The following is a 12,581-nucleotide window of genomic DNA, read 5'->3' on the forward strand; positions in this document are numbered from 1 at the left end:
TCCAATGGTCCCCCGGCCTGCCCAAGACCCGCTCCGGCAAAATCATGCGCCGCATCTTACGCAAAATCGCCGAAAACGACTTTGGATCCCTAGGCGACACATCCACCCTCGCCGACCCATCCGTCGTCGACGACCTCATCAAAAATCGCAAAACGCCGTAAGGTCCAGAAACAAAAAGCGCGGCCCTCTACAGAGAGGGCCGCGTTTCATTTCACTATCCCCAACTGATTATTTCAGCGCTGCATCCGTGATGGCATGTGTCCATGCGCCTTCTGGCGCTTTTGTAATGACCGGATCAGAGCCGCCGCCCAGAAGCGTCTGCACTGTGCGTTCGTAGTCGGTGACGTCCAATGCGCCATTGCTGCCAGCGGTGAGTTTTGCAATCTCACCCATCATGCGCTTTTGGTGCTCTTCGGTCTGCGCGCCAGATGCATCATTGTCCAACACGATCTCGGCCGCCTCATCGGGATGGGCCTCGGCGTATTTCCAACCCTTCATGGAGGCGCTTACAAAACGCTCCATCTTGGCGACGAACTCTGGATCATCCAGGTTTTCCTCGAGCACATACAGACCGTCTTCCAACGTGGCGACGCCCTGATCTTCGTATTTGAAGGTCACCAGCTCATCCACGCCTACGCCTGCGTCGATCACCTGCCAGTACTCATTGTATGTCATGGTGGAAATACAATCGGCCTGGCGCTGCAACAGCGGGTCGACGTTAAAGCCCTGTTTCAGGACCTCAACACCAGTCTCAGATTTGCCTGCCGTGGAAATGCCCAACTGGCTCATCCAGCTCATGAACGGGAATTCATTGCCAAAGAACCACACACCCAGCGTGCGATCCGCCAGATCGGCGGGTGCTGCAATGCCGGTGTCTTTCCAGCAGGTCAGCATCATGCCGGAAGATTTGAAAGGCTGTGCAATATTGACCAGCGGTAAACCTTTTTCGCGTGCGGCCAATGCGGCCGGCATCCATTCGACGGTGACATCTGCACCGCCGCCCGCGATCACCTGAGTTGGTGCAATATCTGGACCACCGGACAGGATGGTGACATCCAAATCGGCTTCTTCATAGAAACCTTTGTCGAGGGCAACGTAGTAGCCCGCAAACTGGGCTTGTGTCACCCATTTGAGCTGCAATGTCACCTCGTCCGAGGCCTGCACGGACCCGGTTGCCAATGCGGCCAGCGCGGTGGCTGCAAGAAGTTGTTTCATGGATCTAGCTCCCTATTGTTTTGATCCGATCTTGGTGAAAAGCGCGCGTGAGCCAAAAGCTATTCTATTGTTTTCGTGCTTTCTTTTCACGCTACGCCAAAAGAATGAGCGCCGCTGCGTGCCGCGCTCAAATATCTGTTCAAAGCCTGCTGCGTTGGGATGGGTGCCAAAAGGTCAAGGCACGCTCCAAGGCGGCGACCAGCCCGTAAAAGGCCGATCCTGCAAATGCGGCCACTACAATCTCGGCCCAAACCATATCCAGCGCAAGCTGACCCACACTGGTGGAAATCCGAAACCCCATTCCCACGGTGGGCGAGCCAAAGAACTCAGCCACAATAGCACCAATCAGCGCCAGGGTTGTTGAAATCTTCAGCCCGTTGAAGATGAACGGCAGGGCCACCGGCAGGCGCAGTTTGAAAAAACTCTGCCAATAGCTGGCCGCATAGGTCTGCATCAAATCGCGCTGCATCGCATCGGTTTCCCGCAGGCCTGCGACCGTATTCACCAGCATTGGAAAGAAGATCATAACCACAACCACAGCCGCCTTGGACTGCCAGTCAAACCCGTACCACATCACTAGAATGGGCGCGGTGCCCACAATCGGCAAGGCCGCGGCAAAGTTTCCAACCGGCAGCAATCCGCGCCGCAGAAAATCGCTGCGATCCACCAGAACCGCCGTCAGCACTCCGGCCAGACACCCCATGACATAGCCGCCCAACGCCCCTTTAAGGATGGTTTGAGTGAAATCGGCCCACAGGATTGGCAGGCTGCTGGAAAACCGCACGGCAATCTCGCTAGGCGCGGGCAGGATCACCAACGGCACCTCCAGCCCATGCACCAACAGCTCCCAGACCGCCAGCAAGGTCGCGCCAAAAATGGTAGGAACCGCAAGTTGCACCAAACGGGTTTCAGACCGCGGACCATTTGCCAGCCGCATGTTGATCCACCAACCCACGCCCCACAGGACAACAGCCATGAGAACTAGACCCATTGCATCCTCCAGGCTTTCACTTTTTCAAAAATACTTCGGGGGAGCCGCGCCTGCGCGGCGGGGGCAGCGCCCCAGCTCTTCAAACGCCTCACGCTTTCACCCCCATTCGGTTCAGGATCAGACGTTCCATCACCCCCAGCAACGCGACCAGACCTGCGGCAAGAATGGCAGCCGCAAAAAGCGCAGACCAAATCTGCACCGTCTGCCCATAATAGCTGCCCGCCAACAGGCGCGCGCCAAACCCGGCCACCGCTCCGGTCGGCAGTTCGCCAACAATCGCGCCCACCAGCGACGCGGCAATCCCGATCTTCAACGACGCAAACAGATACGGCATCGAGGACGGCAGCCGCAGCTTCCAGAACCCCTGCGCGGTATTGGCGTTATAGGTTATGAGCAGATCCAGCTTCATATGATCCGGGCTGCGCAGCCCTTTGACCATGCCCACCACAACTGGAAAAAAGCTGAGGTAAGCCGCGATAATCGCCTTGGGCAACAGCCCCTGCACGCCAATCGAATAGAGCACCACAATGATCATCGGCGCCAACGCAATGATCGGGATCGTCTGGCTGACGATGGCCCAGGGCATGACGGACATATCCATCACTCTCGAATGTACAATCCCCACCGCCAACAGGATGCCAAGGCCGGTCCCGATGCCAAACCCCAAAAGCGTCGCCGACAGCGTCACCTTGCCATGGTAGATCAGACTGCGTTTTGAGGTGATCTTCTTCTGAACCGTGGTCTCCCAAAGCTCAATCGCCACCTGATGCGGCGCAGGCAAGCGCGGACGATCCACTGACCACGACCGCGAAACCACAAATGTGTTGCCCACAACCAGGCCAAACGCACCGGCATCGCGCCGTTCCCGCGCCGTGGCAGGCGTCACCTGTTCCCCAGCCCGTTCAGCCGCATCCAGCAAGCCTTTGACGTTCATCGGAACACAAGCCGCATACCAAAAGCCGACAATTACAGCCAAGACCGCCAGAAAAGACATCACCGTCTTCATGAGGCATGCCCCGCCCGCAGCCCTTCCCTCACACGGTGGGCAACTTCGATAAACTCAGGACTGTCACGAATGTCCAAGGGGCGTTCCTTGGGCAGCGGGCTTTCGATAATATCGGTGATCCGCCCGGGACGCGGCGACATGACGACGATCTTGGTCGACAAGTAAACGGCTTCCGGGATCGAATGCGTCACGAACCCAATGGTCTTGTTGGTGCGCGCCCAAAGCTGCAGCAGCTGCTCGTTCAGATGATCGCGCACGATCTCGTCCAAAGCCCCAAAAGGTTCATCCATCAACAGGATATCCGCATCAAAGGCCAAAGCCCGCGCGATCGACGCCCGTTGCTGCATGCCCCCTGACAGCTGCCAGGGAAACTTCTTGCCAAATTGTTCCAGCTCCACAAGTTTCAGAACCTCGCCGACGCGTTTGCCCTGCTCCGCCTTGCTGTAGCCCATAATCTCAAGCGGCAGTTGGATGTTCTTAGCGATACTGCGCCACGGGTACAGGCCTGCGTGCTGAAACACATAGCCATAGGCACGCGCCTGACGCGCTTCATCCGGGGTCATGCCGTTGACCGTCAAACTGCCACCAGTGGGCTGCTCCAAGGCGGCGATACAGCGCAAGAACGTGGTCTTGCCGCAACCCGACGGCCCGATGAAGGAGACAAAATCCCCTTTGTTGATCGTCAGGTTCACGTCCTTGAGCGCATGAACCGCGCTTTCACCGGCCCCAAACACAAGGTTCAGATCCTGTGCCTTGACTACAGGTTCGGCCACGGCGGGTGTATCCTCCGCAAAGCCGTCAATTTCACTTTGGCTCAACACGTCTCTCATACTCCGGTCGCCGGTATCCCGCTGCGCTCAACCGGGCGCGGCGCGGTCAGCTCTTTCCAGGTCGACAGCGCCGTGTTCACGGTTGTGTTTGGCGCGCGTTCGACAAATTTGCCATGGCCTTCCTTGGTCTTGATTTCTCCGTCCGCCACGGCCACCTGCCCCCGTGTCAAGGTAAAGCGCGGCAAACCTTTGACGGCCTGACCTTCAAAGACGTTATAGTCGATCGAGGACTGCTGTGACGCGGCGCTAATCATCTTGGTCTTGGCCGGATCCCACACCACCAGATCCGCATCCGCGCCCACCAGAACCGCGCCTTTCTTGGGGTAGCAGTTCAGAATTTTCGCGATATTGGTTGAGGTTACGGCGACAAATTCATTTGGCGTCAACCGCCCGGTTTCCACACCATGTGTCCACAGCATCGGCATGCGATCTTCCAGACCGCCAGTCCCGTTGGGGATCTTGGTGAAATCACCAACGCCAAAGCGCTTCTGTTCGGTCGAAAAGGCGCAGTGGTCGGTTGCAACCACCGACAGCGATCCCGACTGCAGACCGGCCCACAGGCTGTCTTGATGTTGTTTGTTGCGGAACGGCGGCGACATCACCCGGCGCGCCGCATGATCCCAATCGGGGTTCATATACTCGCTGTCATCCAGGGTCAGATGCTGGATCAGCGGCTCGCCCCAAACGCGTTTGCCCTGCATACGCGCCCGCCGGATCGCCTCATGCGCTTCCTCACAGGACGTATGTACCACATAAAGCGGCACACCGGCCATATCGGCAATCATGATCGCTCGGTTTGTCGCTTCGCCTTCCACCTGTGGCGGACGGGAAAAGGCATGCGCTTCGGGACCTGTATTGCCTTCGGCCAGCAGCTTGGCGGACAATTCGGCCACCACATCACCGTTTTCGGCATGCACCATGGCAATACCGCCGAGCTCCGACAGACGCTGGAACGAGGCATACATTTCGTCATCATTGACCATCAACGCGCCTTTATATGCCATGAAATGTTTGAACGTGTTGATGCCCCGTGTCTCAACCACGGTCTTCATGTCCTCGAAAACCTGCTCCCCCCACCAAGTCACCGCCATGTGGAAGGAATAGTCGCAATTGGCCCGCGTCGATTTATTGTCCCAGCGTTTCAACGCATCCAGCAGGCTTTCGCCGGGATTGGGCAGCGCAAAATCCACAACCATCGTGGTACCACCGGCCAGTGCCGCACGCGTCCCGCTTTCAAAGTCATCCGAGGAATAGGTGCCCATAAACGGCATTTCCAAATGGGTATGCGGATCAATCCCGCCCGGCATCACGTAACAGCCGGTGGCATCGAGAACCTCATCACCCTTCAGGCCGGCGCCAATCTCAATGATCACGCCGCTTTCGATTAAAACATCCGCCTTATAGGACAGATCCGCGGTCACAACGGTGCCGTTCTTGATAACAGTTGTCATCTCTATCTCCCTGTCGCCGCCAGTTTTCTGGCTCGCATTTTTTGAAACACCCGGATTTTCATCTTTTCAAAAATACTTCGGGGGTGCGGGGGCAGCGCCCCCGCGTGTTCTCTCTTTATCCAACGATTTCAGCTGTCTCAGCCACCGCATGCAGTAACACATTGGCACCAGCTGCGGCCCAGTCCTTGGTGACCTCTTCCGCCTCATTATGGGACAGTCCATCCACACAGGGACACATCACCATCGCGGTTGGCGCAACCTGGTTGATCCAGCAAGCGTCATGCCCGGCGCCCGAGACCAGATCCATATGGCTCATACCCAGACGTTCGGCCGCATCGCGCACAGCTGTAACACAGCCCTCGTCAAAGGTTACCGGATCAAAATGGCCCGAGGATTCAATCGTCAGCCCAAGCCCCAGCTCTTCGGCGATTTCCTTGGCCTTGGCTTCATATTGTTCCCGCATCGAGGTCAGCTTGGCCAGATCAGGCGAGCGGAAATCCACGGTAAAGACAACTTTGCCCGGAATAACGTTGCGCGAATTGGGGAAAACATCGCAGTGCCCAACGGCACCAACCGCATAGGGTTGATGGGCCATGGCGATCTGATGCGCGGCCTCGGTCATCCGCGCCATGCCAAGACCTGCATTCACCCGCATGTTCATCGGGGTTGAACCGGTGTGCGCGTCCTTGCCAGTCACCGTGCATTCCAGCCACCACAGGCCCTGCCCGTGGGTGACGACGCCGATGTCTTTGCCTGCGGCCTCTAAGATCGGGCCCTGTTCGATGTGCAATTCAAAGAACGCATGCATCTTGCGCGCGCCAATCTCTTCATCGCCTTTCCAGCCGATCCGGGTCAGCTCATCGCCAAAAGTCTTGCCTTCGGAATCTTCGCGCTCGTAGGCCCAGTCTTGGGTGTGGGTGCCAATGAATACACCAGAGGCGAGCATCGCCGGAGCAAAACGGGTGCCCTCTTCATTCGTCCAATTGGTGACCACAATCGGGTGTTTGGTTTTGACGTTCAGATCATTCAGCGACCGGATCAGCTCTAGCCCGCCCAGAACGCCCAGAACACCATCGTATTTGCCACCCGTCGGTTGGGTATCAAGGTGAGAGCCCACATAGACCGGCAGCGCATCCGCATCGGCGCCGGGACGCGTGGCAAACATATTGCCCATCGTATCCACACCCATGGTGCAGCCTGCCGCCTCACACCAGCTTTGAAACAGTGCGCGCCCTTCGGCGTCTTCATCCGTGAGGGTCTGACGGTTGTTGCCACCTGCAACACCGGGGCCGATTTTGGCCATCTCCATCAAGGTATCCCACAGACGATCGCCGTTGATCTTGAAGTTTTCTCCTGGCGCGGTCATTCTTAGCTTCCTTCTTGTCTCGCACCCCAAACTGCCTGGGCCTTATGCGGTGACACTTTGGTGGCCATTGTTATAGGTATGCCCGAAATCCATGCGTCGGACTGAATTGGGGATGCGGCAAAACAAACAGTTATTTGACCAGATGGTCAAACTGACGCTATCACGGGGTAGGCCCCAGTCAAGATCATGCCTGAAATTTGCACACATGAACATCAGCCAGGCCCGGTGACTGACGTAAAAAAAGGCGCTGTGAAACGGCGCATAACAACAGGAGCACAACGCGCCAAATGGCCAAAAGCCAAAACACCACCCGGATCCAGCAACGAAACCGTGCCATCATTTTGGACGCAGCACTTGATGTGTTTTCCCAGAACGGATTTCGCGGCTCTACTGTGGATCAAATTGCCAAGGCCGCCGGGCTGAGCAAGCCGAACCTGCTGTATTACTACCCCACCAAGGAATCGATCTTTAAGGCCGTGCTGTCCGATCTTCTGGACACCTGGCTGGACCCGCTGCGAGCGATGGATCATGACGGGGAGCCGATCGAGGAAATCCAGGCCTATGTCGCGCGCAAGATCGAAATGAGCCGCGACTTTCCCCGTGAAAGCCGTCTGTTCGCGCATGAGATTATCCAAGGCGCGCCGCGTATGCTCGAAACCCTGTCGACCGAGTTGAAGGATCTGGTGGACGAAAAGACATTGGTGATTGAACGCTGGATGAATGAGGGAAAACTGAACCGAATTCACTCCAGACATCTGATCTTCTCCATCTGGTCACTCACACAACACTACGCGGATTTTGAAGTTCAGGTCCGCACCCTGATGGGCGACGAAGACCCATATGACGCCGCACCTGCCTTTTTGGAAACGCTGTATCACCGGCTTTTGACGCCCACGGGATAACGTTTCAACTGCATGTTTTCATGCATAAATCATCTGAACGACGGGGCGCGATCATACGCCCCGTTGTTGTTTATTCAGCCACAGCCATTGGGTTGTTTGGATGGGTGGTCCAGCTGCCATATTCGTCGCTGACCACCTCACCTGTGCGTTGGTCGATCTGCCCGGCGGGCACCTCTTCCATCGTGATGCAGCCCTCAACGGGGCAGACGTTCACACAAAGGTTACAGGCCACGCATTCGTCGTCCTTGACCGAGAACACCCGATCCTCGGAAATCGCAATCGCTTGGTGTGAGGTATCTTCGCAAGCCGCATAGCAGCGTCCGCATTTGATACAGTCGGCTTCGCTGATCCTGGCCTTGGTGACGTAGTTCAGGTCCAGATATTGCCAGTCGGTGACATTCGGCGTTGCCATGCCTTTGAAGTCTTGGATAGAGCTGTACCCTTGGTCATCCATCCACTCAGACAGGCCCGAGATCATCTCTTTGACCACATCAAACCCATAGGTCATCGCGGCCGTACACACCTGCACATTGCCTGCACCCAGGGCGATGAACTCCGCCGCATCACGCCACGTTGTGATGCCACCAATGGCCGATATCGGCAGGCCTGCGGTTTCAGGATCGCGGGCAATCTCGGCAACCATATTCATCGCAATCGGCTTCACCGCCGGGCCGCAATAGCCGCCATGCGTGCCTTTGCCGCCGATGGTCGGTTCGGGCGCCATCGCGTCCAGGTTGACCGATGTGATCGAGTTGATGGTGTTGATCAGACTCACCGCATCCGCGTTGCCCGCATTGGCCGCACGTGCCGGATAACGGACATCGGTGATGTTGGGCGTCAGTTTCACAATGACCGGGCGGTCATAGTACTGTTTGCACCATTCGGTCACCATCTGGATATATTCCGGCACCTGCCCCACAGCAGAGCCCATCCCGCGTTCGGCCATCCCATGCGGGCAGCCAAAGTTCAGCTCAATCCCGTCGGCATTGGTTTCCGCCACACGCGGCAGGATCTTTTGCCACGCTTCTTTTTCGCAGGGCACCATGATGGATGCGATCAGCGCGCGGTCCGGGTAGTCCTTTTTGACGCGCGTCATCTCTTCCAGGTTCACCTCAAGCGGGCGATCCGTAATCAGTTCGATATTGTTGAGCCCCAGAAGACGGCGGTCTGCGCCCCAGATCGCGCCATAACGCGGACCGTTCACATTCACCACCGGCGGGCCTTCGGCGCCCAGGGTCTTCCAAACCACCCCGCCCCATCCGGCCTCAAACGCGCGACGCACATTGTATTCTTTGTCCGTTGGTGGCGCAGAGGCCAGCCAAAACGGGTTGGGAGACTTAATGCCCAGAAAATCTGTTGTAAGGTCAGCCATGTATCAGCTCCTTTTCATGCTTGCCAGCGCTGCGCATTGCAGCCCGGCTGGCTCAGCCCATCAGGCTCGCGTGAATATCCATAGCCGCATCGCGGCCCTCGGCGACGGCGGTGACGGTTAGGTCTTCGCCACCAGACGCACAATCGCCCCCGGCCCAAACACCCGCGACCGATGTCCGGCCAGCCTCATCCACCTTGATCTTCCCCCCTTCAAGGTCCAGCGCACTTGGCTGCCCTTCAAGGGTTTGGCCAATCGCCTTGTAGACTTGATCAGCACTCAGGCGCAGGGTCTCGCCGGTTCCGGTGACGCGACCGTCCACGATCTCGGTGTATTCCAGTTCAATTTCACAGGCCGCACTGTCGCCATGGATCGCCTTGGGCATCACGTTGAACATCAGCTTCACCCCTTTTGAGGCGGCGAGATCCTGTTCGTACCGGCTGGCACCCATGGCGTCGCGTCCGCGGCGATAGGCAATGGTGACGTTTTCCGCGCCCAGCAGTTTGGACTGAACCGCCGCATCAACCGCCGTCATACCACCGCCGATCACCACAATATTGCGGCCAACTGGCAGGGACGTCAGATCTGCTGACTGACGCAGTTCAGCAATGAAATCCACCGCATCTGCCACACCGGCCACATCCTCACCCGAGGTGCGCAATGCATTCACACCACCAAGGCCGATAGACAGGAACACCGCGTCATAGTCCTGCGACAGCCCGTCCAAGGTCAGCGCATCACCCAGCTTTTTGCCGTATTCGACCGTGATGCCGCCGATCTGCAGCAGCCAGTCAACCTCACGCGCGGCAAAATCATTGGTGGACTTATAGGCCGCGATGCCAAATTCATTGAGGCCGCCTGCTTTGGGCTTGGCCTCAAACAACACCACATCGTGGCCCAACATGGCCAGACGGTGCGCCGCCGCAAGCCCTGCGGGTCCCGCGCCGACCACGGCGACTGTTTTGCCAGTGGCGTCCGTGCGGGTAAAAGGCTGCGCGCCTTTTTCCATAAGCGCGTCGGTTGCATAGCGTTGCAGACGGCCAATTTCGACCGGTTTGCCTTCGGCGGCTTCACGGACGCAGACCTCTTCACAAAGGGTCTCGGTCGGGCAAACCCGCGCGCACATCCCACCGAGAATATTCTGATCCAGAATAGTCTTTGCTGCAGCGGTGGGATGCCCCCCTTGAATTTCGCGAATGAACTGGGGGATGTCGATGGAGGTTGGGCAGGCCTGCATGCACGGCGCGTCATAGCAGAAATAGCAGCGATCGGCGGCAACCGCTGCTTCATGCGCGTCAAACGGAGCATGCAGGTCTTCAAAATTCGTGGCGATATCCTCGGCGGGCAGCCGCCCCGCCTGAATACCCGATGCCTGATGGCTCTGTGCCATTGGGTGTCTCCCTGTCTCTTATCTTTTATTTAGAGTGACAGGATTGAATTTTTTATCAACTGGTAAAATTTTTAAAAGCTGCGATCCGAGCTTCGGAATTCTTAAATCATCGCCGCACTACGCTGTAATTAAACAACAATTCTCACTGCATAAGTTTTAAGCAACGCCGCGCACCAAACAAAAAGAGCCGCCTGCACCCTGTACAGACGATCCCAATCGAACAGAAAATCACGACGCGCACGCCATGAAATCCGAATGTTACGCCATGCCAAGCGCTTCTTTATACATTTCCAATACCGCTTCTTCTTCGGCGATATCGTCCTTGTCACGTTTGCGCAGCGCGATGACCTTGCGTATCACTTTGGTGTCGTAACCTTATACCACCACAGGAAAAATGTATTATATGGCACAACCATTTCCTGTAGCAGTAACCGCGTATCTGTCTATTTGTAACTGCGACCACGCTGCGTTACCTGTAGTTTTCTCTCAAGATCCGGAGCTTGGGGAGTGCAATGTGTGCATGGATATCGTCAAATGGGCATCACAGCTAAGCGCCAACCTTGGGACTATTTCCGTTCGTCAGCACGTTGCCGCAGTTTGCCGTTTCATGAATTTCTACCACCTCTACTCTCAGGGCCAAAAACTGAGCGTTCAGGATCAAACCATGTCTGTTTTCGCCTATATGGATTTCCGGGGCACCGGGACAAAACACCTTAACTCTGATCATTTGCTCCACGCCCTCGACTGGGACGGGGTAGCCAAAACAACCGTCAGCTCCGAATTCAAGTTTCTGGAGAGTTACGCTGGAAGTGATGCACGAACTCTGGATCGGCGCCTGTTCCGCCTCCCCATGAGCGAGGTAAAGAACCTCCGTGACCAGACCGATGACTTCTTCATTCACTTGGCCAAGCACCGACACTTTTGGGCTGATCTCAGGGGCGATGATAACATAAGGACGCCGAAGCGGTTCCGGCCAACGAGTAGGCAGAAAGGTTTCAGGCCCTTTCCGCCAGAGGAAGAAATCAGACTCATCATCGCGGCTGAAAGCAATTCCGTCTTTAGGGCCATATGGATTCTGTTAACATACGGTGCATCACACCGGATCTCAGAAGTTCTCAACATCTGGCAGGTGGGTATTTTACCGTCGTCCTACAACCGGGAGTTCTTCGGGATCCCTGCAGATGACCTCCCGCTTGTTTTAATCGCGCATCCGAACGAAAGTACATGGCTTGGCGACTTCAACACCAACAAGATGACGAGGATGGAATACCTTCTGAATAAATATGGATTTCAGCCAAGACCAGATCGGTCGAGTTCAGACGTACTTTATGCTGGTTTCAAGACAAAGAAATTGTTCGGAGATTATCTCATTGCAAAGACGTGGTGGTTGAACGAAGGAGCCGCCTTGGCTTTTAACGAATGCGTGAATGAAATCCAGGCGTTCCATCTGCGGCATAGAACCAGTCGAAAACACCCATATTTCTTTATTAATATGTTTGCTCGCGATGGTAGGCTTGGCGAGCCATTGACAATGAAGCGAGTATCTAAGGCGTGGGCGGACGCATGTAAGAGAGTTGGCATTACACCCCATGTACGTGGCCGAAACCTCCACGGCTTACGCCATTTCACGAAATTTTACATGGACGAACTGCGCTTGAGTGCCTCCAGCATTCAGACCATGAGGGGCGACCATTCGATCATTTCCCAAGACGAATACGGTCAATGTGCAACAAAGGTCAATCAAGCGCTCACTAATATGAAACACTAGAATGGTGACGGAAACGACGAACCCACCTTCCTAATAAAGGCCCAATATGGCGGAGCAACAAAATACCGCTTCTTGATCCGAACAGCCATTTATCTCGAATGGATGGAACGGAATGGATATGTTGTGAGCTACCCCCCGAAAATCGGATACTGACGTAAGCTACGATTTGTTGTCTGTTGATCTTCAACACGAAGGAGATTGACGATGTCGAAACGAAAGCAACATCACCCTGAGTTTAAGGCCAAGGTCGCATTGGAAGCACTGAAAGGCAAGGAGACGGTCAGCGAGTTGGC

The 12,581-nt window shown here is 56.1% G+C and carries 10 protein-coding genes and 1 pseudogene; 2 read left to right on the plus strand and 9 right to left on the minus strand.

All coding sequences use genetic code 11. The features are described 5' to 3' along the window. Positions 1 to 228 precede the first annotated feature (228 nt). From KMP13_RS18385 to KMP13_RS18410, 6 genes are all read right to left on the minus strand, one after another. Complete coding sequence (locus KMP13_RS18385; protein ID WP_215267433.1) at positions 229 to 1,215, minus strand: ABC transporter substrate-binding protein; 987 nt, start codon at positions 1,213 to 1,215, stop codon at positions 229 to 231. Between the two features lie 139 nt (positions 1,216 to 1,354). Further along, a complete protein-coding gene (locus KMP13_RS18390; protein ID WP_215267434.1) occupies positions 1,355 to 2,206 on the minus strand; it encodes an ABC transporter permease in 852 nt (283 codons plus the stop codon). 88 nt (positions 2,207 to 2,294) lie between these two features. Next, positions 2,295 to 3,212, minus strand: coding sequence for an ABC transporter permease (locus KMP13_RS18395; RefSeq protein ID WP_215267435.1), 918 nt, complete (start codon positions 3,210 to 3,212; stop codon positions 2,295 to 2,297). After that, positions 3,209 to 3,955, minus strand: a complete 747-nt coding sequence (locus KMP13_RS18400) for an ABC transporter ATP-binding protein (protein ID WP_435370372.1) — start codon at positions 3,953 to 3,955, stop codon at positions 3,209 to 3,211. Before KMP13_RS18400 ends, KMP13_RS18395 begins: the two co-directional genes overlap by 4 nt. A gap of 83 nt (positions 3,956 to 4,038) precedes the next feature. Next, positions 4,039 to 5,493, minus strand: coding sequence for a dihydropyrimidinase (hydA, locus tag KMP13_RS18405; RefSeq protein WP_215267437.1), 1,455 nt, complete (start codon positions 5,491 to 5,493; stop codon positions 4,039 to 4,041). 115 nt (positions 5,494 to 5,608) lie between these two features. Beyond that, positions 5,609 to 6,859, minus strand: a complete 1,251-nt coding sequence (locus tag KMP13_RS18410) for a Zn-dependent hydrolase (protein WP_215267438.1) — start codon at positions 6,857 to 6,859, stop codon at positions 5,609 to 5,611. Positions 6,860 to 7,146: 287 nt separating this feature from the next. On the opposite strand from KMP13_RS18410, the gene KMP13_RS18415 reads away from it, so the two are divergent. Beyond that, positions 7,147 to 7,761, plus strand: coding sequence for a TetR family transcriptional regulator C-terminal domain-containing protein (locus KMP13_RS18415; RefSeq protein WP_215267439.1), 615 nt, complete (start codon positions 7,147 to 7,149; stop codon positions 7,759 to 7,761). 70 nt (positions 7,762 to 7,831) lie between these two features. On the opposite strand, the gene preA is transcribed toward KMP13_RS18415, so the two are convergent. The 3 genes and pseudogenes from preA to KMP13_RS18430 form a co-directional block, all read right to left on the minus strand. Beyond that, the gene (gene preA, locus KMP13_RS18420; protein ID WP_215267440.1) at positions 7,832 to 9,133 is read right to left on the minus strand and encodes an NAD-dependent dihydropyrimidine dehydrogenase subunit PreA; all 1,302 of its coding nucleotides are present in this window, start codon (positions 9,131 to 9,133) and stop codon (positions 7,832 to 7,834) included. Between the two features lie 52 nt (positions 9,134 to 9,185). Then, positions 9,186 to 10,520 (minus strand): NAD(P)-dependent oxidoreductase, encoded by a 1,335-nt coding sequence (locus tag KMP13_RS18425; RefSeq protein ID WP_215267441.1) that lies wholly within the window; start codon positions 10,518 to 10,520, stop codon positions 9,186 to 9,188. 258 nt (positions 10,521 to 10,778) lie between these two features. Beyond that, positions 10,779 to 10,895 (minus strand): annotated as a pseudogene (locus tag KMP13_RS18430) (GapR family DNA-binding domain-containing protein); the annotation flags it as partial. Between the two features lie 28 nt (positions 10,896 to 10,923). Between KMP13_RS18430 and KMP13_RS18435 the strand changes: the two are divergent. Next, positions 10,924 to 12,288: a hypothetical protein gene (locus KMP13_RS18435; RefSeq protein WP_215267442.1), complete on the plus strand. Its 1,365-nt coding sequence runs from the start codon at positions 10,924 to 10,926 to the stop codon at positions 12,286 to 12,288. Positions 12,289 to 12,581: the final 293 nt, after the last annotated feature.

This window comes from Epibacterium ulvae, assembly GCF_018678075.1.
GTDB lineage: Bacteria > Pseudomonadota > Alphaproteobacteria > Rhodobacterales > Rhodobacteraceae > Epibacterium > Epibacterium ulvae_A.

Coding starts and splice junctions, on each gene's coding strand:
- KMP13_RS18385 (WP_215267433.1), bottom strand. CDS start 1,215: ATGAAACAACTTCTTGCAGCCACCGCGCTGGCCGCATTGGCAACCGGG.
- KMP13_RS18390 (WP_215267434.1), bottom strand. CDS start 2,206: ATGGGTCTAGTTCTCATGGCTGTTGTCCTGTGGGGCGTGGGTTGGTGG.
- KMP13_RS18395 (WP_215267435.1), bottom strand. CDS start 3,212: ATGAAGACGGTGATGTCTTTTCTGGCGGTCTTGGCTGTAATTGTCGGC.
- hydA (WP_215267437.1), bottom strand. CDS start 5,493: ATGACAACTGTTATCAAGAACGGCACCGTTGTGACCGCGGATCTGTCC.
- KMP13_RS18410 (WP_215267438.1), bottom strand. CDS start 6,859: ATGACCGCGCCAGGAGAAAACTTCAAGATCAACGGCGATCGTCTGTGG.
- KMP13_RS18415 (WP_215267439.1), top strand. CDS start 7,147: ATGGCCAAAAGCCAAAACACCACCCGGATCCAGCAACGAAACCGTGCC.
- preA (WP_215267440.1), bottom strand. CDS start 9,133: ATGGCTGACCTTACAACAGATTTTCTGGGCATTAAGTCTCCCAACCCG.
- KMP13_RS18425 (WP_215267441.1), bottom strand. CDS start 10,520: ATGGCACAGAGCCATCAGGCATCGGGTATTCAGGCGGGGCGGCTGCCC.
- KMP13_RS18435 (WP_215267442.1), top strand. CDS start 10,924: ATGGCACAACCATTTCCTGTAGCAGTAACCGCGTATCTGTCTATTTGT.